The 25,872-nt window shown below is 65.9% G+C and carries 20 protein-coding genes and 1 tRNA gene; 10 read left to right on the forward strand and 11 right to left on the reverse strand.

From position 1 onward, the window contains the following. Both ACODSD_RS01305 and ACODSD_RS01310 read left to right on the forward strand, forming a co-directional pair. Positions 1-3,162, forward strand: coding sequence for a hypothetical protein (locus ACODSD_RS01305; RefSeq protein WP_488876622.1), 3,162 nt, complete (start codon positions 1-3; stop codon positions 3,160-3,162). Next, positions 3,146-3,442: an acyl carrier protein gene (locus tag ACODSD_RS01310; RefSeq protein ID WP_227105378.1), complete on the forward strand. Its 297-nt coding sequence runs from the start codon at positions 3,146-3,148 to the stop codon at positions 3,440-3,442. The genes ACODSD_RS01305 and ACODSD_RS01310 overlap by 17 nt, the downstream gene beginning before the upstream one ends. On the opposite strand, the gene ACODSD_RS01315 is transcribed toward ACODSD_RS01310, so the two are convergent. The 3 genes from ACODSD_RS01315 to ACODSD_RS01325 form a co-directional block, all read right to left on the reverse strand. Beyond that, positions 3,394-5,754, reverse strand: coding sequence for an ATP-binding protein (locus tag ACODSD_RS01315; protein WP_253314157.1), 2,361 nt, complete (start codon positions 5,752-5,754; stop codon positions 3,394-3,396). The genes ACODSD_RS01310 and ACODSD_RS01315 overlap by 49 nt on opposite strands. A 4-nt stretch (positions 5,755-5,758) precedes the next feature. Further along, complete coding sequence (locus tag ACODSD_RS01320) at positions 5,759-6,451, reverse strand: response regulator (RefSeq protein WP_227105374.1); 693 nt, start codon at positions 6,449-6,451, stop codon at positions 5,759-5,761. Positions 6,452-7,028: 577 nt separating this feature from the next. After that, complete coding sequence (locus ACODSD_RS01325) at positions 7,029-8,042, reverse strand: zinc-binding alcohol dehydrogenase family protein (protein WP_488876623.1); 1,014 nt, start codon at positions 8,040-8,042, stop codon at positions 7,029-7,031. A gap of 267 nt (positions 8,043-8,309) precedes the next feature. Between ACODSD_RS01325 and ACODSD_RS01330 the strand changes: the two genes are divergently transcribed. After that, the gene (locus tag ACODSD_RS01330; protein WP_488876624.1) at positions 8,310-9,215 is read left to right on the forward strand and encodes a LysR family transcriptional regulator; all 906 of its coding nucleotides are present in this window, start codon (positions 8,310-8,312) and stop codon (positions 9,213-9,215) included. Between the two features lie 39 nt (positions 9,216-9,254). Here ACODSD_RS01330 and ACODSD_RS01335 read toward each other — a convergent pair whose 3' ends face one another. Together ACODSD_RS01335 and ACODSD_RS01340 are read right to left on the reverse strand one after the other, a co-directional pair. Beyond that, complete coding sequence (locus ACODSD_RS01335) at positions 9,255-9,704, reverse strand: hypothetical protein (RefSeq protein WP_488876625.1); 450 nt, start codon at positions 9,702-9,704, stop codon at positions 9,255-9,257. Positions 9,705-10,625: 921 nt separating this feature from the next. Beyond that, positions 10,626-11,540: a LysR family transcriptional regulator gene (locus tag ACODSD_RS01340; protein WP_107800809.1), complete on the reverse strand. Its 915-nt coding sequence runs from the start codon at positions 11,538-11,540 to the stop codon at positions 10,626-10,628. A 128-nt stretch (positions 11,541-11,668) separates the two neighbouring features. Here ACODSD_RS01340 and ACODSD_RS01345 point away from each other — a divergent pair, with 128 nt between their 5' ends. The 3 genes from ACODSD_RS01345 to ACODSD_RS01355 all read left to right on the forward strand — a co-directional run bounded on the left by ACODSD_RS01345 (position 11,669) and on the right by ACODSD_RS01355 (position 13,899). Beyond that, complete coding sequence (locus ACODSD_RS01345) at positions 11,669-12,550, forward strand: MBL fold metallo-hydrolase (RefSeq protein ID WP_107802004.1); 882 nt, start codon at positions 11,669-11,671, stop codon at positions 12,548-12,550. 182 nt (positions 12,551-12,732) lie between these two features. Next, a complete protein-coding gene (locus ACODSD_RS01350) occupies positions 12,733-13,437 on the forward strand; it encodes a DsbA family protein (protein WP_488876626.1) in 705 nt (234 codons plus the stop codon). A gap of 39 nt (positions 13,438-13,476) precedes the next feature. Continuing rightward, positions 13,477-13,899 carry a nuclear transport factor 2 family protein gene (locus ACODSD_RS01355; protein WP_227105369.1) on the forward strand — a complete coding sequence of 141 codons (423 nt, stop codon included), beginning with the start codon at positions 13,477-13,479 and terminating at the stop codon, positions 13,897-13,899. 209 nt (positions 13,900-14,108) lie between these two features. Here the strand turns inward: ACODSD_RS01355 and ACODSD_RS01360 are convergent, their stop codons facing one another. Both ACODSD_RS01360 and ACODSD_RS01365 read right to left on the reverse strand, forming a co-directional pair. Further along, positions 14,109-15,188, reverse strand: coding sequence for a calcium:cation antiporter (locus ACODSD_RS01360; protein ID WP_107800807.1), 1,080 nt, complete (start codon positions 15,186-15,188; stop codon positions 14,109-14,111). 445 nt (positions 15,189-15,633) lie between these two features. Continuing rightward, positions 15,634-17,010, reverse strand: a complete 1,377-nt coding sequence (locus ACODSD_RS01365) for an MATE family efflux transporter (RefSeq protein WP_488876627.1) — start codon at positions 17,008-17,010, stop codon at positions 15,634-15,636. Positions 17,011-17,163: 153 nt separating this feature from the next. Between ACODSD_RS01365 and ACODSD_RS01370 the strand changes: the two genes are divergently transcribed. Continuing rightward, positions 17,164-17,781, forward strand: coding sequence for a TetR family transcriptional regulator (locus ACODSD_RS01370; protein ID WP_488876628.1), 618 nt, complete (start codon positions 17,164-17,166; stop codon positions 17,779-17,781). A gap of 183 nt (positions 17,782-17,964) precedes the next feature. Here ACODSD_RS01370 and ACODSD_RS01375 read toward each other — a convergent pair whose 3' ends face one another. Continuing rightward, on the reverse strand, positions 17,965-18,750 hold the full coding sequence (locus tag ACODSD_RS01375; protein WP_253314160.1) for an AraC family transcriptional regulator: 786 nt from the start codon (positions 18,748-18,750) through the stop codon (positions 17,965-17,967). 350 nt (positions 18,751-19,100) lie between these two features. Then, entirely contained in the window at positions 19,101-21,350 is a 2,250-nt protein-coding gene (locus ACODSD_RS01380) for a M9 family metallopeptidase (RefSeq protein ID WP_488876629.1), read from the reverse strand. A gap of 195 nt (positions 21,351-21,545) precedes the next feature. On the opposite strand from ACODSD_RS01380, the gene ACODSD_RS01385 reads away from it, so the two are divergent. Beyond that, positions 21,546-21,630: transfer RNA gene (locus ACODSD_RS01385), tRNA-Tyr, on the forward strand. Positions 21,631-21,680: 50 nt separating this feature from the next. Here the strand turns inward: ACODSD_RS01385 and fghA are convergent. Beyond that, positions 21,681-22,514, reverse strand: coding sequence for an S-formylglutathione hydrolase (gene fghA, locus ACODSD_RS01390; protein ID WP_199226038.1), 834 nt, complete (start codon positions 22,512-22,514; stop codon positions 21,681-21,683). A gap of 19 nt (positions 22,515-22,533) precedes the next feature. Continuing rightward, on the reverse strand, positions 22,534-23,658 hold the full coding sequence (locus ACODSD_RS01395) for an S-(hydroxymethyl)glutathione dehydrogenase/class III alcohol dehydrogenase (RefSeq protein ID WP_488876630.1): 1,125 nt from the start codon (positions 23,656-23,658) through the stop codon (positions 22,534-22,536). Between the two features lie 128 nt (positions 23,659-23,786). On the opposite strand from ACODSD_RS01395, the gene ACODSD_RS01400 reads away from it, so the two are divergent. Continuing rightward, positions 23,787-24,680 (forward strand): LysR substrate-binding domain-containing protein, encoded by an 894-nt coding sequence (locus ACODSD_RS01400; RefSeq protein WP_235086081.1) that lies wholly within the window; start codon positions 23,787-23,789, stop codon positions 24,678-24,680. A 77-nt stretch (positions 24,681-24,757) separates the two neighbouring features. Continuing rightward, positions 24,758-25,768: a nucleoid-associated protein gene (locus ACODSD_RS01405; RefSeq protein ID WP_227105359.1), complete on the forward strand. Its 1,011-nt coding sequence runs from the start codon at positions 24,758-24,760 to the stop codon at positions 25,766-25,768. Positions 25,769-25,872 lie beyond the last annotated feature (104 nt).

The raw sequence follows: 25,872 nt of genomic DNA on the forward strand, positions 1-25,872 counted from the left end.
ATGCCGGGACTTTCCGGATTATCACGCGCCCATTCCTGCCCGGACCTGTCCGCGCTGCTGAATGGACCGGCGCGGCCGGCCAGCGCCTTGGCGCGACGGCTGAGCGAGGCGCGCAGCAGCGACGCCGCGCCGCCGCGTCGCCACTCGCTGGCCGATCTGGCCAGCTACAAGGCGGACTACAGCCGCGACAGCGTGGCGGCCTTGTTCGCCGCCTCGTCGCAGTCTCAGCGTCTGGGCGAGCTGTATCAGGAGTCGCCCAACCGCTACGCCAAGCTGGAAATCGCCGAATTCGCCAAGGTCTACAGCCAGTTGAGCCGGCAGGAGGGCCTGAGCGAACAGGCGCGCCAAACGCTGGACGGGCTGGCGCAGCAGTACACCGACAAGATATTGAAGGACGGCCTGGGCGAAAAATCCGCTTTTGGCCCGTGGACGCCGAGAACCGACAAGCACTATCAGCAGCGCAGCAAGCTGGAGCACAAGCTGGCCGCCATGATGGAGCGGCAATGTCCGGGCGGCGTGTTGCAGCTGGGCAATGACTTCATGCGTCGCGAGGTGGTGCCTTTCATCCTGTCCCGCGTCGAGTCCCACTTGGGGCGTCAGCTGGACGAGAGCACCTGCCAGCGTTTGACCGAACTGGTGGACAGCGCGGCGATGAAGGCTTTTGAAGAACTGCGGCAGCGACGCGGCGAGTTGATAGAGCAGCGCGGCGTCAGCGTGGGCACGCTGGCGCGCGACCTCGACACCGTCGCCATCCTGCCGCAATTGCTGCGCAGCCTGCTGGAGGGCTTGGGCCAGGGCCCGAAAGACCCGGAACGGCCGGAGCCGGTCCGCGCCGATCAGCCCGATCCCGGCCCGGGCCCTCAGCCAGGCCCGACCGAGCCGGGGGGCGCGCAGCAGCCGATGGTGGTGAATAACTACTACACCACCAATAACGATAATCGTCAGGACAATCGTCAGGACAACCGGCGTTGGGACAAGCGCGGCGACATGTATCTGGGCGATGTGAACAAGGGCAACCGCCATCATGGCGGAGCGCCCTCGCGCCTGGTGACGTCTTTGCGCATGCCGGCGCCGCAAGTCGCCCGCAGCCAGGACTTGCCCAAGCCGCAGCAGGCCACCGTGTCGGAAACGCGCCATCCCTTGCTGGACGCGGCCAGCCAGGTAACGGGCGCCTTGTCCGAGCTGATGAACACGGCGCTGGGCGAAGAAACGCTGCCGGCGCCCACGGCCGGTTCGGCGCAAGCCGGCAAACTGGAAGCGACCGCGCGTCAGGCGCGGATCAGCCAGCCGGCCGCATCGCAATCCGCAATCCTGGGAGGCGCGCCGTCCGGCGTGGAGCAGGGCACGCAGACCGATGGCGGCCAGACTTTGCATCACGCGGCCAGCCAGGTGATGGAGGCGATGTCCGAGCTGATGGGCACGGCGCTGGGCGAGGAAACGCTGACGGCACCCACGCCCGGCGCGGCGCAGGCGGGCAAGCTGGAGGCGACGGCGCGTCAGGCGCGGCTCAGCCAGCCAGCCACGCCGCAGTCCGCGACTCTCGGCGGCGTGCCGTCCGGCGTGGAACAGGGCACGCAGACCGATGCCGGCCAGGCTTTGCGCGACGCGGCCAGCCAGGTGTCGACGGCCATGTCCGAGCTGATGAACACGGCCTTGGGCGAGGAAACGCTGGCGACGCCCATTCCCGGCGCGGCGCAAGCGGGCAAGCTGGAGGCGACGGCGCGTCAGGCGCGGCTCGACGCGGCAGCCCAGCCGCAAACCGCCAGCCTAGGCGGGGAGTTCGCCGGGCTGGCCTTCCGCGGCGGCCCGCTACGCAATCTGCCCAGCCAGGCCTATCTGCGCAGCCAGATCTTCCATTCGACCTTGGACGGCCATGCCGCCGGCCGGGAGCTGATCAAGGCGCTGCGCGACGCGCTGGAGCCCGACGCGGCGCAGCCCTTCGCGCAACGGCGCGAGTTCGAAGCCTTGCGCAACCGGATGTTGCCCAGCGGCCGCATGCAGCAAGACGATTTGCTGCGGCAATTCGCCGACGGCGCGCCGGAAACGCTGGCCGCCGACGCGCGCCGGCTGGGCGGGGTGCTGGCCGAGCACCCCGGCCTGGAGCGTCAGCGCCAGGCGCTGGGCGGTTTTGCGCAAACCCTGATCCGGGAAACCAATTTGCTGCCGCCGGGCGGACGCGCCAATCCCTTGTTGGGCGAGTTTCTGAGCGGCTTGGGTCTTCAGCCGCGCAACACGCCGGCGGCGGATGCCGGCGCTCGCCTGCATCAGGCCGCGCGCGAGGTAGCCGACGGCTTGTCCCAGGTGCTGGACACCGCGGCCGGCCGGCGCGTGGAAGGCGAGTTGCGGGCCGAACGCGTCGATATCCAGCAAGCGGCCAGCACGCCGTTGGACCAAGCGGTTCGCTTGTCGGCCGGAGAAGCGCCGGCCGCCGATGCCGGCTCGAGTCTGCATCAGGCCGCGCGACAGGTGGCGGATGGCTTATCCCAAGTCTTGAACGCCGCCGCCGGCCAGAGCGCGGCCGGCGAACCGGAGGCCAATGGACAAGCGTCTCAGCTTGGCCGCGCGCCGACGGCGGACGCGGCTCAGGCGGCTGAAGGGGTCGGAGGCGGCTTCGGCGGGCTCAAGTTCCGCGACGGCAATCTGTACACGCTGCCGACCCAGGCCTATCTGCGTAGCCGCGCTTTCGCGCTCGACGCCGGCAGCGAGCTGATCCGCGCGGTGCGCGGCGCCTTGGAGCCCGACGCGACGCAGCCCTTCGCGCAACGGCGCGAGTTCGAAGCACTGCGCAACCGCGTGTTGCCGGGCAACAGCACCCAGCAGAGCGGCGTGCTGAAGGACTTCGCCGACGGCAAGGCGGGCACGCTGGGCGACGATGCCGCGCAGTTGCGGCAAGTGCTGGCCGAGCATCCGGGTTTGGAGCGACAGCGCCAGGCGCTGAGCAGCTTCGCGCGCACCTTGATCCGCGAGGCCAATCTATTGCCGCGCGGCAAGCCGGCCAACCCGCTGGTGACGGCGTTGCTCAGCGGGCTGAGCATAGACGCGGCCGCGGAGGCGCGGCGCGGCGAAGCCTTGAGCTCGTCTTCGGGCGTCACCCTGACCACCGACGGCCTGCATCTCGATCCCAACCGCATCCGGGAGCGCAACCGTGGCAATCAGTCTTGAGCAACAAGTGGTGGCGGTGATGGCCTGCTGTTTATCGGTGGAGGAGTCCAAGCTGCAGCCGCAGGCGCGGCTGGTGGACGAGTTGTACGCGGACTCGATGGAGCTGCTGGACATGGTGCTCTTGCTGAACGATGAGTTCGGCATCGAGATCGGCGTCGACGACATCGTCGACATCAAGACCGTGGCCCATGTCTGCCAGGTGGTGGAGCGGCAGCTGGCGGGGCGCCTCGCTCAGTCGCCGCTCGGCTCCGCTTGCGGCAGCGCCGCCTCCAGCGCCTGAAGCAGGTCTTGCAGCCGGGCGGCGTCCGGCTGCGGCTGGCGCAGCGCGGTCTGCATGTCCGCCGCCAGCGCCGGCAGGCGCGGCAGGCCGGCGCTGAGCGCCACGCCGTGCAGGCGGTGCGCGTAGTGTTCCGCCTGCGGCCAGTCCCGCGCCAGCAAGGCCTGGCGCAAGGCGGCGGCGTCGGCGTCGCAGCTGTGGCTTAGCAACTGCGTCAGCTCGCCGTCGGGCGGGACCGGCGCGGCCGGCGCCGGGCCGGGGCGGTGATCCAGCCACAGCGTCATGATCTGTTCCAGCTGGGCCAGCCGCAAGGGCTTGGTCAGGCAGCTGTCTATGCCGCTGTCCAGGCAACGCTGCTGGTGTTCTATGCCGGTGGTGGCCGAGATGGCGATGATGGGCAGATAGGGCTGCCACTGCAAGGCCGGGTGGCGGCGCAGCCGCAGCGCCAGTTGATAGCCGCTGATGCCGGGCAGATTGCAGTCCAGCAGCGCCATGGCGAAGCGCTGGCCCTGATCCAGCAAGCCCAGCGCGGCGGCGCCGTTGTCCGCCGTCACCGCGCGGTAGCCCAGTTGCAGCAGCTGCTGGGCGATGATGAAGCGATTGGCCGGCTGGTCCTCCACCACCAGGATGGGATCGCAGGCTTCCTTGAGGGCGGCCGGCGGGCTGGCGACGTCCGGCTCGGCGGCCGCTGCCGGCTCGGCCGGCGCATGGCGCACCGGCAGCCACAAGGTCACCGTGGTGCCTTGTTCCGGCTGGCTGTCCAGCGCGATGCGGCCGGACATCAGCTCCACCAGTTGCCGGCAGATCAACAAGCCCAGCCCGGTGCCGCCGTAGCGTTGCTGGGTATGGTCCGCCTGCGCGTATTCGTGAAACAAGCGGGCCTGCTGTTCCGGCGCGATGCCGATGCCGGTGTCGCTGACCTGGACGCAGAGCAGCGCCCGCTCTTCCTCTATTTCCTGTAGTTCCAATCGCAGGCACACCTCGCCCTGGCGGGTGAACTTGACCGCGTTGCTGAGCAGATTGCTCAGGATCTGGCGCAGGCGCACCGGGTCCAGCACCAGCAGGCGGCCGCACAGGCCAAGCAGCTCCAGCCGCAGTTCCAGCCCTTTCTTTTCCGCGCAGGCGCGGTAGATCGCCGCCACGCCGCTGGACAGCGCCGCCGCGTCGGTGGCCAGCGGCTCCAGCCGCAGCCGCCTGGCGTTGAGCTTGGACACGTCCAGCACATTGTCCAGCAGCTCCAGCAAATTCACCGCCGAGGCGTTGGCCAGCGCCGCCAGCTCGCGTTCGCGCGGCGGCAGCTCGGCCTGGCGCAGCAGCTCCACCGAGGCCAGCACCGCGTTCATCGGCGTGCGGATTTCATGGCTCATCACCGCCAGAAAGGTGGATTTCTCCGCCTCGCTGCGCTGGGCGGCGCGGCGCGCGGCGTGGGCGCGCTGGGCGAACAGCAGCAGCAAGAGCAGGACCAGGCCGACGCCGGACAGCTCCAGCGCGTAATAACGGGCGATGGAGCGCCAGGACGGCGCGCCGTAGTCGGTGGTCTGCAACCAGTCTTCCAGCATGTGCTGGGTGTCGTCCGCGGTCAGCCGCGCCAGCGAGCCGTTGATGATGGACAGCAGTTGCGGCTGGTCCTTGTTCACCGCCATCGACACCAGTCTGGGCATTTCGCTGACGCTGCCGGCGATGCGCAGCGAGCCGTAATAACGGCGGCGGATCACGGACTGCATCACCGCGTCCAGCCCCACCGCGGCGTAGGCCTTGCCGTCCGCCACCGCGTCCAGCGCCGCCAGCGGCGTGGGCGTGGCCACGATGTCCACCGCGGGAAAGTTTTCGCGCAGGAAGTATTCGTAAGGGTCGCCGCTTTCCACCGCGATGGTCTTGTTGGCCAGCTTGGAGGTGTTGAACACGATGGGCTTGTCCGGCTGGGTGACCAGCACGGTGCTGCCGGAAAAATAGGGGTCGCTGAAGCGGATGCGCCGGCCCACCTCCGGCGGAATCAGGCCGGAGGACAGCGCGGTGAGCAGATCGATGCGGCCGCTCAGCATCATGTCCACCGCCTGTTGGCGGTTGGCCACCGGCACCAGTTCGAAGCGCAGGCCGCTGATCTCGGAAATGCGGTTCAGATAAGCCTGGGTCAGGCCGCGGTGCTCGCCGTCCTCCATGTATTCGATAGGCCAGCCGTGGGGGTCTATCGCGTAGCGTACCACCGGGTGCTTGGCCAGCCAGGCGCGTTCCGCCGGCTTGAAGCCGGCGTGGCTCAGACCGGACAGGCAGAAGGCCGGCAGCAGACAGGAGAGCAGAAAGGAGCGCGCGCGCATGGCTTCAGTGGCTGGCCAGCCGGCTTTGCAGCTGGAACAGCTCGTTGTCGCTGCGCAGGCCCAGCTTTTTCAGCGCGGACTGCTTCTGATTGCTGATGGTCTTGATGCTGCGCGAGAACTTGACGGCGATGTCGCTGACCGTCATGCCGTCCAGGCAGCAGCGCAGCACCTCGCGTTCGCGCGGGGACAGCTCCGGATGGTCCAGCAAGCTGCGCAACATGGCTTTTTGCGGCGCCGGCAGGTTGGCGCAGCTCTCGTTCAGCGCGGCGCTCATGTCCGGGCTCAGATAGCTGTGGCCGTCGGCCAGCAGGCGGATGGCGGCCACCAGTTCGTCCAGGCTCTGCTCCTTGCCGATGAAGCCGTGAGCGCCGCAGCGCAGCGCCAGCGCCACCGTGGCCGGGGTGTAATAGGCCGACATCACCAGGATGCGCACGCGGGCGAAACGCCGGCGCAGGCCGCGGATCAGGCTGAAGCCGTCGATGTCGCCGGGGCTGAGCGCGTAGTCGGTGACCACGACGTCGACGCCGTCGTGCTGCTTCAGATGCTGAATCAGCGGCGCGCTGCTGGTGAACTGTCCGGTCACGTTCAAGTCGGTTTCATCGGCCAGGAGGCCGGCCAGGCTGTTCAGCACCATCAGATGATCGTCCAGCAAGGTGATCTGTATCGGCTGGCTCCGCAATGATTTGGCATCAGGCATATGAGTATCCCAACAGATGGCGGCGCGGCTGCGCCTTGCGCCATGGTTATGTCTCTGAACCTGTGTATTCTGTTGCGCGGGCGGCGGCTCCGGTTTCGCTTCGGCCTCAGGCTTGGTATAGGCCATTACGCAAAGGTTTGGCGGCAGGGAGCGCTTGCGCCGCCGGTCTGGCCGGCTGAGGGAACGGAGGGTGGAATGGCGGGACGGGCCAGGCGCTGCGGCGCGGCCGGCGTCGCCTGCGGCGGGGCCGGAGGCGAAAGCGTGCGCATTCGTGATCTCGTTCCCCGGATTGTTAAAGACAGCCAGCAGGCCATTATTCCGCGCCGGCTGCGCCTTGTGAAGCGATTTCGGCGACGGACGGCGACGCTTAGCGCGCTGGCATGAGGCCGGCGGCGAGGCGCCGCCGCCGGCGCGATGGCGTGTATCGGTTCTTAGAAGGCGTTTACGCTCTCGCGAGCGAGAGCGAGGCAAGGCGAAAACGAGCGAAAAAGCGGAATGTACTTGTGGTACATGGGCATTTTGAGCTCGTCCTCACCGTGCAACGCTTCACGACGCGCAGCGGATCGCAAACCGGTTCTTAGAAACCCGAGAGCACGATCTTGCCCTTGGCCCGGTTGCTTTCCAGCAAGGCGTGGGCGCGTTTCAGATTGGCGGCGTCGACGCGGCCGAAGCGCTCGGCCACCGTGCTGCGGATCAGGCCGGCGTCCACCAGCTCGGCCAGCCGGTTCAGCAGGCGGTGCTGCTCAATCTGATCGTCGGTGCCGAACAGCGAACGGGTGTACATGAACTCCCAGTGCAGCGACACGCTCTTGCGCTTCAGCTCGCGCACGTCCAGGGCCGCCGGATCGTCGATCAGCGCCAGCTTGCCCTGCGGCGCGATGGCGGCGGCGATCTCCTTGAAGTGGGCGTCGGTCTGGTTCAGGCTGGCCACGTAATCGACGCTGGGGTAGCCGATGCGCTTGAGCTCCTCGCTGAGCGGGAGGCGGTGGTCGATCACATGGTGAGCGCCCAGCTCCTTGACCCAGGCCTGGGTTTCCGGCCGCGAGGCGGTGGCGATCACGGTCAGCCCGGTCAGCTGGCGCGCCAGCTGCACCAGGATGGAGCCGACGCCGCCGGCCGCGCCCACCACCAGCAGGCTCCGGCCGCTGGGCGCGCGGTTGTCCAGCACTTGCAGCCGGTCGAACAACAGTTCCCAGGCGGTGATGGCGGTCAGCGGCAGGGCGGCGGCCTGTTCGAAGTCCAGGCTGTGCGGCATGCGGCCGACGATGCGCTCGTCCACCGCGTGCAATTCGCTATTGGCGCCGGGGCGGTGCAGCGCGCCGGCGTACCACACCTTGTCGCCGGGTTGGAACAGGCTGACCTTGTCGCCCACCGCGCGTACCACGCCGGCGGCGTCCCAGCCCAGCACCTTGGGCTGGCCGGCTTCCGGCGCCGCGCCGGCGCGCACCTTGGTGTCCACCGGGTTCACTGAAACGGCTTTGACCTCCACCAACAGGTCGTGCTCGCCGATGGCGGGCTCGGGCAGCTGCACGTCCTGCAGCGATTCCGGGTGCTCGATCGGCAGATTCTGGTAATAGGCGACGGCTTTCATCTTGGCATGCTCCATAGCGTGTGGGCCGATAAGAGTCTGTTCAAAGTCTTGCGAGCAAGAGCGAGACAAGGCGAAAACGAGCGAAAAAGCGGAATGTACACGTGGTACATGAGCATTTTGAGCTTGTTTTCAACGCCGTATCGCCGAAGCGCAGCAGACTTTGAACAGGTTCTAAGGCCCGGTCTTGATGGTGCTTATGCTATTCCTATTCGACCCAACGAAAAGCCGGCTAAAATTCGATTCAGTTTCAAAAAAATTTTGACGATCATGGTCCGTTTCGAAGATTTGCAGGTATTCGTCCGCGCCGCCGACAACGGCAGCCTGTCCGCCGCCGCGCGTCAGCTGGATCTGAGCCCGGCGGTGGCCAGCGCGGCGCTGAAGCGGCTGGAAAAAACCGTGGGCGCGCAATTGCTGGCGCGCTCCACCCGCAGTCTGCGGCTGACCCTGGCCGGAGAGCGCTACCTGGCCCATGCGCGCGCCGCGCTGGAGGCGGTGGAGGCCGGCGGCCAGGCGCTGGCCTTGCAGCGGCAGGCTTTGAGCGGGGAGCTGTCGCTGTCCATGCCGTCGGACCTGGGGCGCAGCCGGCTGCGCGGCTGGCTGGACGCCTTTCTGGAGCGCCACGCCGGCCTGCGCCTGCAATTGCGGATCAGCGACCGGGTGGCGGATCTGTACCGGCAGCCGGTGGACGTGGCCCTGCGCTACGGCGTGCCGGAAGACTCCAGCCTGGTGGCCCTGCCGCTGGCGCCGGACAACCGGCGGGTGCTGTGCGCGTCGCCGGACTATCTGGCGCGCCACGGCCGGCCGCAATCGCCGCAGGAACTGCGCCGCCATCAATGCCTGCGGCTGGTGTTGGGCGCGGCCTTGCACGAGCGCTGGAGTTTCAGCCAGGGTCCGCTGCGGGAGCAGGTGACAGTGGACGGCCGCCGCCAGAGCGACGACGGCGAGGTGGTGCGGCGCTGGGCGCTGGAGGGTTTGGGCATCGCCTATAAATCGCGTTTGGACGCGCTGGACGATCTGCGCGCCGGCCGTTTGCTGCCGCTGTTGGAAGATTGGCAGACCGAGGCCACACCGCTGTGTCTGGTGATCCCGCATCGTCTGATGCTGTCGCCGGCGGTGGCGGCGCTGCGCGAGCATTTGCAGGCATGCCTGCAGGATTACCTGGCGGTGCCATGAGGGAAGGCGCTGCCCTCACGGCGCGGCGAACCCGGTGTGCTAGCTATTGCGGAAGCGGATGCGGCGGAAGCGCGCTTCCAGGCTGAAGCGCTGTCCCAGCGCCAGGTAGATTTGGTGTTGGCTATCGACATGGCGGTAGACGCGGACCCGGTCGGCGCCCAACAGCATCATGATTTCCAGATAGTTAAAAAAGCCCATCCACTGGCCGCGTCCGTCGCGGTCGTCAAAGTTGATGTCGCGCGCGACGCGGCTGAGCAGGCCCTTGCCGACGTACTCGCGGTTGTCCTTCAGCCATTGCAGCAGGTGGGCCGCGCATTCGCGGCCGTAGGTGACATTGGAGGGGTGATCCTTGCCGGGCGTAGGCATTTGCCAGTAATGCGGGTAGGTGCGGCCGGGGCAGAAGCGGACGAAGGGCAGTAGTACGCTTTGTTGTTCCAGAGCGTTCAGTTTGTAGCGACGGCGCGGGGAAAAGGTTTGAGCGTGTTGCATGGTGTTTCTCCTAGTGAATAACACAAGATGAAGCACCTGAGCCCATAAAGAGGGAACAGGATTGGCGTCTAAATCAATCAAATCGTTGTCCGTGCCGACTCGTAGTCCACCATGCACCTGCCGAATGGCGTGGTCATGGATGGTAAAGCAGGCCACGCAATTGCTGCGCGGGTCGGGGGTTAATGCTAGCGACGGGACGCCAATCCCGTGTGCCGCTTGTTTTGGCGGCAACGGGGGGATTGTTGCCGAGGGGGCGGGCGGGGTCAAGGTGGGGCGGTTGCTTTGGCTAGGTGGGGGGGGGTTGAATCCGCTGCGCGGATGATGATTTTCATTACCGGGGCTGCCCGGCGGGCAGGAAGGGGAACAACTCGGCCAAATTCCCTATCACTGAGCGAATCAAAGATTCGCACGTAAACACCCCAAAGGCCGCCCTGCAAGCCTGGCCTACGGCTTCCCGCCGGGTCCCGTCAGGCCCGAGGCGCGGCTGAACTCGCGATTTGCTAACGTCAAATCGCTCAAACAGGGCAGCCGCTTAAAACCTCGGGCCTGCCACCCGGCGGCAGGCTTGAAGGGACCAGGGGCGCGTCGGATACATGCTTTCTTTTAGGGAGCTAGGCTTATCCACAGACAAGAGCAATGGGGTCAAGTTATTCACAGAAATGACCCGCTTCGCTAAACCACCTTTCTTATTCAAAAAAGACCACCTTGTGTAGCGCCCAAGTGTCCCCTCGGGGCGCGCTCCGGGTTTCGCGTCCTGGGGGACGAGGGGGGCTGGAAGGGGGCGGCGGCCCGCCCCCTCCCCGTTCGCCGCGCGGAAAGCGGCACCTAAATCAATATCCGCGTAGCGGATTCAACAGATTAATCATTAAAAAACGCTGCACCTGCCATATTCGGCTCAGCGAAGCGTTCACAGTCCCCCACTCAGCCGCCAGCGGTACGCGCCTGCCAGGCCGGATCGCTGGCGAAACGCTCCACCAGAAAATCCAGCATCGCTCGCAAGGTGGCCGGCATCTGCCGGCGCGAAGCGTAAATACCGTAAATGCCCAACTCCTGCGGCTGGTACTCCGGCAACAAAGCCACCAACTGACCACTGGCGATCAGCGGCGCGGCGGAATACAAGGGCTGCAAGGCGATGCCCGCGCCGGCCGCGGTGGCGGACAACAAGACCATGGACTCGTTGGCGCTCAGATTGCCGCTGACCGGCACCGCCAACTGCTCGCCGTGACGCTGGAAACGCCACAAGCTCTTGCCGAAATAGGAATAGGTCAGACAGTTGTGCAGAGACAAATCCTCCAGCCGCTTGGGCGCGCCGTGGGCGGCCAGATAGGCGGGAGAGGCGCAGATCACCGACGCGCAACTGGCCAGCGGCCGGGCGATCAGACTGGGGTCCAGCGCATTGGTGATGCGGATGGCCAGATCGATTCTTTCTTCCACCAGATTGACCGCGCGGTTGCTGATCTGCAGATCGATGGCGGTTTGCGGATAGCGGCGCAGAAACTCGGTTACCGCCGCCGCCAGCGCGTCCTGCGCCAGAGACTGCGCGCAGCTGATGCGCAGCAGGCCCTGCGGCTGACCGGGGTCCGCGCTGTTGGCCGCCGGCATCTGCCCGGCGATTTCCAACATCTGCCGGCAACGCGCCAGCGTCTCCTCCCCGGCCGGAGTCAGGCTCAGCCGCCGCGTGGTGCGATGCAGCAGCCGGGTGCCGGCCCATTCCTCCATTTCCGCCAGATAGCGGGTGATCATCGCCCGCGACATGTCCAGCGTATCCGCCGCGGCCACCAGGCTGCCGCGTTCGGTAATGGTCACAAACACTTGCGCCGCGGTGATCCTATCCATGATTCGCTCGATTCATGCAACTAACCATTGCTTATTATCCGGTTTTTGATTCGAAAATAGCAATCTATGATTCACATCAGGCTTGCTACCAAGCCGACCGATCTCAAATTCACCAAATGGAAACCATCATGATCCAACACCGCATTTCCGGCAGCTTTGTAGCAGGCGCCCTGTTGATGTCCGCCGCCTTCGCCCAAGCCGACGCTTTGAAAGTCGATGTCTACAACCCCGGCGCCAAGAGCCTGTTCCCGGTGTCCTCGGAATTGGTCACCGGCAAGAGCGAGGCCGTGCTGATCGACGCCCAGTTCCAGCGCAACGACGCCGAGGCTCTGGTGGCCAAGGTCAAGGCCAGCGGCAAGAAGCTGACCACGGTGTTCATCTCCCATCCGGACCCGGACTTCTACTTTGGCCTGGATGTGATCAAGGCCGCTTTCCCGGACGCCAAGGTGCTGGCCACCGCCGCCACCATTGAAGCGATCAAGGCTTCCAAGGACGGCAAGATGGCCTACTGGGGCCCGATCCTGAAGGACAACGCGCCCAAGACCGTGATCGTGCCGGAACCCATCCAGGGCGACACCCTGAAAGTGGACGGCCAGAAACTGCAAGTCATGGGTCTGAAAGGCCCGACCCCGGACCGCACCTATATCTGGGCGCCGTCGATCAAGACCGCGATGGGCGGCGTGCTGACCTACGGCAATATGCATGTCTGGACCGCGGACACCCAAACCCCGAAAGACCGCGCCGACTGGCAGAAGTCGCTGAAGAACCTGCAGGCGCTGAAGCCCAAGGTCGTGGTGCCCGGTCATTTCCTGAACAACGCGCCGCATACCCTGGCTTCGGTGAAGTTCACCAGCGACTACCTGAAAACGCTGGAAGCGGAACTGCCCAAGGCCAAGAACTCGGCCGAGCTGGTGACGGCGATGAAGCAGCGTTATCCGAAGCTGGACGGCGTGGCGGATCTGGAACTGAGCGCCAAGGTGCTCAAGGGCGAGATGAAGTGGCCGCAATAAGGCTCTGAGGGCAGCCAGCGAAAGTCTTGATGCTGCGCGGCGCCGACTTGCCGTACTCCCTGTACTGCCGGCGTCGGCGCGCCTTGCCTCAGGATTCGTTTGCCGCCCTTGATGCTTTCTACGTCTGATGATTTGAATGTATGGCCGCCCGCGTCGCGGGCGGCGCAAGAAAGGAAACCGCCATGTCCGGCATTATTTTGCACACTATTTTCGATCCGCTCTGCGGCTGGTGCTACGGCGCCGCGCCCTTGCTGGAAGCCGCGCGCGGCGTGCCGGGCCTGACGGTGGCGCTGCACGGCGGCGGCATGATGGTGGGCGCCAATCGCCGCCGGGTCAGCCCTGAGTGGCGCCAATTCGTGCTGCCGCACGACCGCCGCATCGCTGAAGTCTCCGGCCAGCCTTTCGGCGAAGCGTATTTCGACGGCCTGCTCAAGGACCACGGCGCGGTGATGGATTCCGCGCCGCCCACCACCGCCGTGCTGGCGGCGGAGGAGGCGGCCGGCGGCGGGCTGGCACTGCTGCATCGCATCCAGCGCGCCCACTTCGTGGAAGGCCGTCGTATCGCGGAATTCCCGGTGCTGGCCGAACTGGCCGCCGATATCGGCCTGGACGCGGAGGCTTTCGCCGCGGCTTACCATCGCCTGGAAGGCTCGGCCACCGACGCCCACTTCGAGGAAAGCCGCCGGCTGTTGGCCCAAGTGGGCGGCCAGGGCTTCCCCACGCTGGCGCTGGAGGAAAACGGCCGGCTGACGGTGCTGGACCTGGGCGCTTATCTGGGCCGGCCGGACGCTTGGCGCGCCCGCCTGAGCCAGGCCGCGTCCAGCGCGACGCCGGCCGCGGCGGAGACGCTGGCTTGCGGGCCGGACAGCTGTGTGTTGCCGCAATGAAGGAAGGGCATGAGCAAACCGATTTTTGGATGGAACACCATGAACGCTAATCAAACCCCGGGCCAGGGCCACCTGAGCAATGTGGACATCGTCCGCGCCACCTATGAAGGCGATTCCGAGGCCAACGGCCGCAATCTCTTGGCCGCGCTGGCACCGGACGCTGAATGGACCGAAGCCGCCGGCTTCCCTTACGCCGGCACCTATGTCGGCGCGGAGTCCATCGTCAAGAACGTGCACGAGCGGCTGGGCCGCGAGTGGGAAGGTTACCGCGCGGCGGTGGACAGCTTCTACGACGCCGGCGAGCATGTGATCGCCCAGGGCTTCTACCACGGCGTTTACCGCGCCACCGGCAAGGGCTTCGTCGCCTCTTTCGCCCACATTTACACGCTGCGGGACGGCAAGATCGTCAAGTTCGTGCAGATTGTGGACAGCGCCAAGGTGCTGGAAGCGATGTCGGTCTGAGAACCGGTTCACGATCTGCTGCGCGTCGTGAGGCGTCACACGGTGAGTACCGGCTTCGAAATGCTCATGTACCGTGTGTACACTCCGCTTTCTCAGCCGTTTTCGCCTTGTCTCGCGAGATCATGAACCGGTTCTGAGAACCAGGTCCGCCAATGAAAAAACCGCCAGCCGGCAACGGTTGGCGGTTTTGTTTTGCGTACAGCAGGCGCTCAGGGGCTGATGGCGAAGAACACGAAGGACGCGAAGATCACCAGGTGGACGATGCCCTGCAAAATGGTGGTGCGGCCCACCGCCAGCGACATCGAGCTGACCAGCAGGGTCAGCACCAGGAAGATGGTTTCCTTGTTTTCCAGGCCCAGGATCAGCGGCTCGCCCATCGCCACGAAGATCATCGCCACGGTGGGAATGGTCAGGCCGATGGAGGCCAGCGCCGAGCCCAGCGCCAGGTTGAGGCTGGTCTGCACCCGGTCCGCGCGCGCGGCGTTGGCGGCGGCCAAGCCTTCCGGCAGCAGCACCAGGGCGGCGATGATGATGCCCACCACGGCGGCCGGCGCGCCGGCGGCGGCCACGAAGCCTTCGATCGACGGCGACAGCAGCTTGGCCAGGCTGACCACGCCCACCAGGCAGACCAGCAGCAGCGCCAGGCTGGTCAGCGTGACTTTGACGGACGGCGGCGGCGCGTGTTCGTCCTCGCTGCGGCTGCCTTCCAGCAGGAAGTAGTCGCGGTGGCGTATGGTCTGCACAAAGACGAAGGCGCCGTACAGCACCAGCGACACCACGCCGGTGAAGGCCAGTTGCGAGGAGGAGAGCAGCGGGCCGGGCTCGCTGGTGCCGTAATTGGGCAAGACCAGCGCCAGCACGGAGATGGCGGCCAGCACGGTCAGCGCCACCTTGGCGCCGCTAAGCTGGAAGTTCTGTTCGCGATGGCGCAGGCCGCCCAGCAGCAGGCAGATGCCGACGATGCCGTTGCAGGTGATCATGATGGCGGAAAAAATGGTGTCGCGCGCCAGCGCCAGCTTGCTTTCGCCGCCGGCCAGCATGAAGGAGACGATCAGCGCCACTTCGATCACCGTCACCGCCAGCGCCAGGATCAGCGTGCCGAACGGTTCGCCCACCTTGTGCGCCACCACTTCTGCGTGATGGACGGCGGCGAAGACGGTGCCGGCCAGCAAGACGGCCAGCAAGGCGGTGAACAGCGCGGAGGCGGCAAAGGTGGGCGCTGCCACGATTGCGGCCCAGGCGACAAGCGGGGCGGCGACGGTCCAGCGGGGAATGGTGGTCAGAGACATTGTTTTCCTTGTTATTGACGGGTTGGAGTCAAGCCGCGGCGCGGGCGCCGACAGACGGGTGCTATCACTATACGAATCGGCCCGGGATCCCGCGACCCCTAAGAACCTGTTTACGATCTGCTGAGCGTCGTGAGACGTCACACGGCGAGTGCGCCTTCGAAATGCTCGTGTACCCCCTGTACATTCCGCTTTCTCAGCCGCAAGGTCTGGTCCCGCCTTAGCTCGCGAGATCGTAAACACGCCTTAAGACGCTGTTCGACGCCTTGTCTGAGACGTGGAGCAGGCTTTAAGCGCGGCGGGGCGCGGCCGGGGGCCGAAGCGGGGGGGCAAGAGCAAGGAGGCGCGACGTGCGCGCGAAGGATATAGACAATGGCAATTGGAACCGGTTCGCCAATGTCTAAAAAAAATGGCCGGAAATCCGGCCATTGGTTGAGAACGGAAGCGATCAGGCCGCGGTCGCCGGCTTCTCTTCGCGTTTCAGCCGGCGCAAGGCGCTCCACAAGGCCAGTGCGGCGGCCGTGCCCAGCAGCAGATTGACCAGCGGCATCGCCAGCCAGACGCCGTCCAGCGCCAGCCACAGCGGCAACAGCCACAAGGCCGGCAGCAGCAACAGGGTCTTGCCTATGGTCAGCAGCAGCGCCGCCCGCGTCATCGCCATCGCCTGCAGCGCGAGAATGCCGATGATCACCAGGCCGTCGAAGGGCATGGCCAGCAAGTGCAGGCGCAGTGCGTGGCTGCCGGCGGCGACCAGCGCCAGGTCTTCGCTGTTGTACATGCGCACGATCAGGGTGGGGAAGAGCTGCACCGCCGCCAGCGCGGTGAACCCCAGCAGCAGGGTGACGCGCAGGCCGTAGCGCAGCGCTTCGCGGGTGCGTTCCGGCCGGCCGGCGCCGGTGGAGTGGCTGAGCAGCGGCTGCAGGCCCACTGCCAGCCCGTGCACCACCAGGGTGAACAAGGCCTCGCTGTAGCCGGCGGTGGCGTAGGCGGCCACGCTCAGGTCCGTGCCCCAGCGCAGCAGCTGGAAGTTGTGGGCGAACATCAGCAAGGCCAGATTGAACTCCATCAGCAGGCTGGACAGGCCCAGCGCCAGGACGGGGCCGCAGCAGCGCCAGTCCAGCCGCAGGTGCGTCAAGCGCAGGCGCAGCCGCGCGTGGCGGGTGAAGAAATAGCCGAGGCCGCCCAGCATCACCACCGATTCGGACAGCAAGGTGGCCTGGGCCGAGCCGGCCAGGCCCAGCTTGAACACGCCGACGAACAGGTAATTGAACACCACGTTCAGCAGCGAGCCTATCACCATCAGCAGCGTGGCCAGCCGCGGGCGGCCGTCGTTGCGCAGCAGATAAGTGGCCACCATCTGGCCCATGGTGAACAGCGCGCCGCCCAGCATCCATTGCAGATAGTTGCGCGCTTCCGCCATCACGATAGGCTGCTTGTCGGCTTGCAGCCATTGCAGCAGGGTGTCCAGATAAGTGAGGCCCAGCAGCGGGATGGCCAGGCTGATCAGGGCCAGCAGCGCCAGCGCCGCCAGCAGGGTGGAGCGCGCGCGATCATAGTCGCCGCCGCCTTGCAAAATGGCGATGCGGGTGGCCGCGCCCATGCTCAGCATGGCACCCAGGCCCACTTGCATCATCACCAGCGGGTAGGCCAGCGAGATGGCTGCCAGGCCGTGGCTGCCGACGAAGTGGCCGACGAAGATGCCGTCTATGACCACGTAAAGGCCGGTGGCCAGCATGCCGGCGAGGGAGGGAATGGTGTATTGCCAGAACAGTTTGGACACCGGCAACGTGTCCAGATCGCGGTGGTTTGTCGTTGTGTGTGACATGGGTAGTGCCTAAGAAGAGTTTCAAAAGATCGAGGGACGCCAGGCCGGCGCGCCTTGCCTTGAGCGCGCCGAGTGTCGTCCGTTTAATTAATCAATCACGCTTGATTAATTAATCCTTTGAGGTAGCATCTGGGGAAAAGTTCAGAGGCGGATATGGCCAGGAAAACCAAGGAAGAATCGCAAAAAACCCGGGACGCGATCCTGGACGGCGCGGAGCGGGTGTTTCTGCGGCAGGGCGTGGCCAACGCCACCATGGCGCAAATCGCCGACGAGGCGGGGGTGTCGCGCGGCGCGGTCTACGGGCATTACGACAACAAGATGGAAGTGTGCCGGGCCATGGTGGACCGCGTGTTCGAACTGGACGCGCTGCGTTTCCCGGCAGAGCGGGCGTCGGCGGGCGAGACGCTGGTGGCGGTGGGCATGTATTACCTGCGCCAGTTCCACGAACCGGGGCCGGCGCAGCGGGTGACGGAGTTTCTGTACCACAAGTGCGAGCGCAACCGGGAGAACCGCGGCATCCTGCGCCGTCGCGAACTGATGGACCGCGCCACCATGCACTATGTGCGCCGCCAGCTGCGGCGCGCCATCGCCCAGGGTGAGCTGCCGCGGGATATCGAGGTGGGCATCACCGCGGAGTTCCTGGTGCGCTTGTTCGAGGGCATGTACGGGATGCTGGACGGCGGCAAGGCGCCGTTTGCGGCCTGCGAGCGCATTCTGCGCGCGGCCTGGCAGAGCGTGGCGACGGTGGTGGCCTGGCGGGGCGGGGCCTGAGAAGCCGTTCGATGTCTGCTGCGCGTCGGCGGAATGGATAGATAAAGGGCGTTGAAACCGGCTACGAAATACTTACGCGCCGTATGCGCACTTCGCTCCTTCAGCGGTTTTCGCCTTGTCCCGCCTTAGCTCGCGTGAACCCGTTCCGGGAACCCGTGCGAAGTCCGTCGCGCGACGGCCTGGTCAGGGGCTGGCGGCCCAGGCGGCCGCGCCCATGGTCGCCGCGGCGGGCGGCGTCCGCAGCCGCAATTGGCGCGGACTGAGGCCGAACATTTGCCGGCACAGCCGGGTCAGCGCGCTTTGATCGGAAAAGCCGCAGCTGGCGGCGATGTCGGCCAGCGGCCGGCCGCTGTGCTGGATGGCGTGGCAGGCGGCTTCCATCCGGGTGCGGCGGATGAATTCGCCGACGCTGGCCTGGAACACCCGCTTCATGCGGCGGTCCATCTGGCCGACGCTGAGGCCGGACAGATCGCACAGCTCCTCCAGGTGCAAGGGGCGGTCGAAATGAGTCTGGATGTGATCGACGCAGGCGGCGAAGCGCTCGTCCAGCAGTTTTTCGCGGGTCAGTTCGGTCAGGTCTTTGGAGATGCAGACGAGTCCGAGCAGGCGGCCGTCCGGGTCGTGCAGCGATTGCTTGTTGGTCAGGCACCAGCCGGGCGCGCGGTCGTGGTAGACGGTGAGGTCCAGCCGGTTGCGCACCGGCCGCCGTTCAGAGAACACCTGCAAATCCTGGCTGCGGTAGCGGTTAGCCATGGCGCTGGGAAACAGTTCGTGCGCGGTCTTGCCTTCCGCCTGCCATTTGTTGCGCAGCGCGCAACGGCCGACGCAGCCCTCGCTCAAGGCCAGGTAGCGGCTGTCCAGGTCCTTGACCGCGAACACCACGTCGGGCAACTGATCGAACAAGGCCGCCATCGCCTGCATGGCGTTCAGATCGCTGACGATGTAGGGGCGTTGCGGCGGCATGGACATGGCGGGCGGCCTTTTAAGCGGTTTACGGTGTGTTGCGCTCCAAGGAAACAGCCGGCCGCCTGAGGCGGACCGGGCTATCCAATCTTGATGTCATTCATTAAGCATTGTTTGAAAACAAAATGCATTAATTCAACCCATTTTGCAAGTCCGCCGCGGACGGGCCGCGGCGGCTTGGCTTGGCGAGGCGGGCGCCGGGCTTTGAACCGGTTTGGGAGCCTGCTCACGGTCTCGCGAGCGAGGGCGGGGCAAGGCGAGAACCGCCGAGAAAGCGAGCGGTGCAAACGGCACATGAGCATTTCAAAGCCGTACTCACCGCGTAAGGCCCCGCGCCGCAGATCGTAAACGGACTCTTAGTCGTAGCTGGCGCTGACCGTGACGTTGGCGAAGGGCTGACGCGCCTGCAGCGTCAGGTAGTACCAGCGGCCGGTTTGCGGCGCGGCGATGGCCACGCTTTCCTCGTTGCCGGCGACGGCGGACGCGTAGTCGTAATTGCCGGGCGTCGGGTAGCGGTCCAGCGCCACGTAGAGATCGACGTCGCCGCTGCCGCCGCTGGTCCACAGCTTGAGGTTGCGCGCGCCGGCCGGCAGCAGGATGGTGGCGTAGGCCGCGCCGGACGCGGAGGCGGAAAGGCCGCCGATGGAGCAGTTCTTGCCCAGATAGCTGGGCGAGGCCTCCTTGCACGGCGGCAGGCCGGGCTCGGACGGCAAGGGCGGCTGACCGGCGGTGGTGGCGCTTTGCGCCCAGCTGGCGAACTCGGCGTCGTAGCGGCTGCCTATCAGCTGGATCTGGCTGCGGTAGCCGTTGTAATCGCCGCTGCGGAAGCGGGCGAGGAAGCCGTCCACGTCGCCGCGGTGGCGCTCCATCATGAAGCGGGTGGCCATATAACCCCAGCGATAGGCGCGGGTCACGTAGTCCGTCATGTCGTAGGTGTTGCCGAAGATCTGGCTCAAGGTGTAGTTGCCGCTGCGGGCGGCGTCGATGGCCGGCTGGTTGCCGTTGCCCAGCGACAGGTATTCGGCCAGCCCTTCAATCCACCAGACCGTGGGCAGACGGGTGCTGGCGCCGAAGTCGCCGTACATGTCGAAGCGGCCGTCCAGGTAGTGGATGTATTCGTGCTCCAGGTTCCAGACCTTGAAGGCGGGGCGCAGCCAGGAGGCTTCGTGGGCGATGAAGCGCGCCTGGTTGCCGGCCGCGGCCGGGTCGCCTTCCAGATACATGCCGCCGTTGTCGGTGCTGATGCCGTAGATGATGGAGGCGTATTTGGCGTAGTTGTTGTAGTCGTCGAACACCACCACTTCCAGCGAGCTGTTGTTGTCGTTGGCCACTGGCTGCTTGCGGGTCTGCAGCATCTGATGGAAATAGGACTCTTCTTTTTGCAGCAGCGCGCAGGAGGACTGCAGTTGCTCGGCGCTCATTTCCTGGGCGCGGATGCGGATGCTGGCGCTGCAGGTGTAGCGGTTGACCAGGATGGCGTCGGCGAGCCGGGTTTCGAAATTGCAGGTGCCGTAGTCGGCGCAGTTGGCGGCGTCGTAATACTTGACCGCTTCGGCGGCGGCCAGCCACAGCTCGTTGTCGTTGCCGCTCATACTGCTGCCGGACAGTATGGCCTGGGCTTGCGGCTTGATCGCCGGCTTCAGCGCCGGGTATTGCATGAAGCGCAGCCCTTCGCGGGTGGCGTCGCCCAGCTGGAAGGCGCTTTCGGTGCCGAGCAGGCTGCTCTTGTTGGCCAGGGCGAAGCGGGTCAGCGCCGCCGAATAGCTGCCGTCGTTCTGCAGCAGCGGCGCGGCGTTGGCGCGGCCATGGGCGTAGAAGAACACGGTCAGCGCGCCGGTGAAGCCCTGGTTGGCGGTGGTTTCTCGCAGGGACTGGGCGGCGTTGGGCTGGCTGGCGCTATTGGTGTAGCGCTGCACGATGGCGCGCATGCTGGGCAGATAATAGGCCTCGTCCGCCATATTGGTGATCAGCTTCATCACCTCGCCGGCGGTGGTGGAGGCCTGGGCGTTGGCGGAGAACAGCGCGTTGCCGTCGGCCAGTTGCTTGATGCCGGGACGCAGCACGGCGAGCAGATTGGGGTCCAGCGCCGGCAAGGCGCCGCCGCTGGCCAGGTAGTAGCCGGCGCGCAGGTAGAGGGTGAGGTTGACCAGGGCCATGGAGCCGGCGTTGTAGGCGGCGGCCTCCTGAGCGAAGCGGCCGGCGACGGCGTTGAGATTGGCCGTGCTGTAAAGCGTGGCGGCCAGCTTGTTGTCCAGCGAGAACAGGCCGTAGGTGCAGGTGTAGTCGGGCAGGCCGGCCAGGTAGTTGGCCAAGGCCGCGCCGCTGTAGCCGGCCATGGCGCCGACATCCGGGCATTGCGCGACGGCGGCGCGTCGGATCAGCTTGCTTTTGGGCTTGCCGATCACCGTGCGCTCGTCCGGCAACTGGTAGCGGGATTGAGCGTCGCTTGGCGGACGCTGTTGCCATTGCCGCGGCGGCGGCGCTTGTTTCGGCCGGGCTTGCGCCTGGTGCGGTGCTTTTTGCAGCTTGGGCGCGGCCAGCGCCGGCTGCGCCAGCAAGGCGGCGGCCAGGCTCAGGCACAGGGCGGCGAGAGAAAGGGTCTGCATGGCTTGTCTCCGTATGTCGGGGCGTGTCCCCGATGGCGAGATCATGCCAATGGCACGGCGCGCTTTCTTGGCGCGCTTGAGCGTCCGCGCGCGCAGATTTGCCAAATCCGCGGCTGGAGACGGCGCGTTGGCGGAGGGGATTGCGCGCAGGTGATTGACGCCGTCGCCGCGGAGCTATATTATCCGCCTCTCTCTGGAGGGGTTCCCGAGCGGTCAAAGGGATCAGACTGTAAATCTGACGGCTCTGCCTTCGAAGGTTCGAATCCTTCTCCCTCCACCAGATTCAACAAAAAAGCCAGGCTATGCCTGGCTTTTTTGCGTTCCGCCGTCTCACAAGCCGAGGTGGCGCGCGTGGAAGCGCAACTGCTCCTCGATCAGGCTGGCGACGAAGTAATAGCTGTGGTCGTACTCGGCGTGGCGGTGCAGTTCCAGCGGGTAGCCGCAGTCCCGCGCCGCCTTCTCCAGCGCCTCAGGTTGCAATTGCACGTCCAGAAAGCTGTCGGCCAGACCAATGTCCACGCGCAGGGGCAGTTGCCGCGGCGCGTGCTTGAGCAGCAGGCTGGCGTCCCAGGCTTCCCAGGCGGCGCGGTCTTCGCCCAGATAGGCGGCGAAAGCCTTCTGCCCCCAGGGCGCGTTGACCGGGTGGCAGATGGGGCTGAACGCCGATGCCGAGACATAGTCCTGCGGCCGCTTCAGCGCGCAGATCAGCGCGCCGTGGCCGCCCATGGAGTGGCCGGCCACCGCGCGCAGCCCGGTGACGGGGAAGTTGGCCTCGATCAGCGCCGGCAGTTCCCGGCTGACGTAGTCGTACATCCGGTAGTGACGGTCCCACGGCGCCTGAGTGGCGTTCAGGTAAAAGCCGGCGCCCTGGCCCAGATCGAAAGCTTCGTCGTCCGCCGCCTCCGCGCCGCGCGGGCTGGTGTCCGGCGCGACGATGGCCATTCCCAGTTCCGCGGCCACGCGCTGCGCGCCGGCCTTTTGCATGAAGTTCTCGTCGGTGCAGGTCAGGCCGGACAGCCAGTACAGCACCGGCACGCGCCGGTTGGCGCCGGCCTGCGGCGGCAGGTAGACGGCGAAGCGCATCCGGCAGCCCAGCGTCGTCGAATCATGCAGATACTGCCGATGCCAGCCGCCAAACGATTTGTTGGCGCTGATGTTTTCCAGGTTCACGCGGCTCTCCGGCTCAGTAATGGATCACGGAACGGATGCTCTTGCCCTCGTGCATCAGATCGAAGGCTTCGTTGACGCGCTCCAGCGGCATGGTGTGGGTGATGAAGTCGTCCAGGCGGAATTCGCCCTTCAGATAACGCTCCACGTAGTCCGGCAGCTCGCTGCGGCCGCGCACGCCGCCAAAGGCGGAGCCGCGCCATACCCGGCCGGTGACCAGCTGGAACGGGCGGGTGGAGATTTCCTGTCCAGCGCCGGCCACGCCTATGATCACCGATTCGCCCCAGCCCTTGTGGCAGCACTCCAGCGCCGCGCGCATCACCTTGACGTTGCCTATGCATTCGAAGGAGAAGTCGACGCCGCCGTCGGTCATGTCCACGATCACGTCCTGGATGGGCTTATCGAAATCGTTGGGGTTGACGCAATCGCTGGCGCCCAGCTTTCTGGCCAGTTCGAACTTGCTCTCGTTGATGTCGATGCCGATGATGCGGCCGGCGCCGGCCATGCGCGCGCCGATGATGGCGGACAGGCCGATGCCGCCCAGGCCGAAGATGGCCACGCTGTCGCCGGCCTTGACCTTGGCGGTGTTGATCACCGCGCCCATGCCGGTGGTGACGCCGCAGCCCAGCAGGCAGACCTCTTCCAGCGGCGCGGCCGGATTGACCTTGGCCAGGGAGATTTCCGGCAGCACCGTGTATTCGGCGAAGGTGGACGTGCCCATATAGTGATAGATGGGCTTGCCGTCCTTGGAGAAGCGGGTGCTGCCGTCCGGCATCAGGCCCTTGCCCTGGGTGGCGCGGATCTTCTGGCACAGATTGGTCTTACCGGACAGACAGAATTTGCACTCGCGGCATTCCGGGGTGTACAGCGGGATCACGTGATCGCCCACCGCCACGCTGCTGACGCCGGGGCCGACGGATTCGACGACGCCGCCGCCTTCATGGCCCAGGATGCAGGGGAACACGCCTTCCGGGTCTTCGCCGGACAGGGTGAAGGCGTCGGTGTGGCAGACGCCGGTGGCCACCATCTTCACCCGCACCTCGCCGGCGCGCGGCGGCTGCACTTCCACTTCTTCTATGCTCAGCGGCTGGCCGGCGGCCCAGGCCACGGCGGCCTTGCACTTGATGATGTCCTGGCTCATGAGCCCTCCTTGGTGTTGGATCGCCGCCGCGGGCCATAGGCCGGGCGACGGCAAAACTTTGATTGTATTTCTCGGGTTTGAATAGATAATCGTGGCAATTGGTAAATGATTTTTTCCGAGGTGGAATAATGTTGGGTTGGGAAGGCATCTGCGAATTCGTCAGCGTGGCGGAACAGGGCAGTTTCACCAAGGCGGCCCTGGCGCTGGGCATTTCCGTCGCCCAGGTCAGCCGCCAGGTCACGCAGCTGGAGCAGCGCTTGGGCGCCAAATTGCTGTACCGGACCACCCGCCATCAGGCGCTGACCGAGATCGGCGCGTTGTATCTGCGCCACTGCCGGCAGCTGCTGGATTCGCTGGAGGAGGCGGAACAGGCGATCTCGCGCCATCAGGCGCAGCCGCAGGGCAAGCTCAAGCTGACCGCGCCGCTGGCTTACGGCCAAAGCCATATCGCGCCGCTGTTGACCCGTTTCCTGCAACGCCATCCGCAGCTGGAGGCGAGCTTGAACCTGTCCAACGAGGTGCTGGACCTGGTGCAGGACGGTTACGATCTTGCGATCCGCATCGGCCATCTGAGCGACTCCACGCTGATGGCGCGGCGGCTGGCCTCGCGCCGGCACCATGTCTGCGCCGCGCCGGCCTATCTGGAGCGCTGCGGCGCGCCCTTGGAACCGGCGGACCTGGAGCGCCACAACTGCCTGTCTTTGAGCGGCGAGCACTGGCATCTGCTGGACGGCGGCCGCAGGCGGCAGGTGCGGATCAAGGGCAGCTTGCGCTGCAACAGCGGCCACGCGCTGGCGCACGCGGCGCGGCTGGGCCTGGGGCTGGCGCAATTGCCGGATTACTACGTCGCCGCCTATTTGAGCAGCGGCGAGCTGATCGAGGTGCTGGCCGATTACCGCGAGCCGGAAGAGGGCATCTGGGCTTTGACGCCGCATAACCGCCAGCTGTCGCCCAAGGTTCGGCTGCTGATGGACTTTCTGGCGGACTCCCTGACCGACGATCCGCTGGCCTTGCCGGAATAGCCGGCCGCTTTCGCGGTTGCCAAGCCCGGGCGCAGTGGCAATAATCGCGCATTCGATTTTTAGGCGGGAGCGCGGAAATGTTGGCGATTGGCGAATGCAGGGTGGAGCGGCTGGTGGTGCACCGGGTGGGCAATGCCGCGCGCGGCGAGGGCGCGCGCCTGTCCGAGCGGGCCAGCTCCGTGGACGAGGAAGTGTCCTCGCTGTTGCTGGGCGGTTATCTGAAGAACATCGTGTCGGACAAGCGCCAGCATCAGTTTTTCCATGAGTCCGACCTGAATCTGAACGAAATCTACCATTACACCCGGCAGTTCTTCCGCGGCGAGCTGGATTTCCTGGCGGTGTCCCAGCGCATCGCCAAGCATTTGTACGCGCGTTCGCAGCATCCCAACATCAACGCCGGCGATCTGCTGGTGATCCTGTTTTCCGGTCTCAACGACGGCGATCGCGAACTGCGCGCGCTGGGGGTGTTCAAGTCCGAAATCCGCGACGACTTCCTTACCGTGGTGGAGTCCGGCGACGTGTTCGACATCAGCCACGCGTCCGGCATCAATCCGCGCTTGATCGACAAGGGCGCGCTGATCCTGGAGCACGGCCCCACGGTCTACGCGGTGGACCGGCTCAGCCGCGAGGCCAAGTTCTGGCTGGACGATTTCCTGAAAGCGATGCGGGTGCCGGACAAGGCGTCCAGCAGCAAGATGATGGCCAGCGTGGTGGAGCAGCTGTCGGAGGAGATAGAGGACCCGCTGCAACAGGCGCGCTTCAAGGATGAATTCCTCAATCTGGTGAGCAGCGAGGAAGACGTGTCGGCCCGCCAACTGGCCAGCGCCGCCGAGAAGTTCGTGCCGCGCGAGCAGGTGGACCAGGCCATGGGCTCCGCCGCTGAATCCTACGGCTTCGCGCTGGACGAGGAGGCGAAGCTGCCGGCCAAGGGCATGGCGCGGCAGCTGGAGAAAACCCTGTCCAAGTACGGCGTCGGCCACGGCATCAGCGTGCTGCTGCCCACGGGCATCACTTTGAAGAATATCCAGTCGCAGAACGACGGCGAGGGCGAGTTGACCTTGACCCTGCGCCTGAACAAGCGCGGCTGACCGCCCGCGGAGTCTTGCCGCGCCGGCTTAGAGGCCCGGCGCGAAACCGTTCGCCTGATTTCAGGCCAGGGGGCGTTGCCGCCAGGTCCTGCGCTAAGCTGTTC

This window comes from Chromobacterium sp. FG22 (assembly GCF_057809415.1).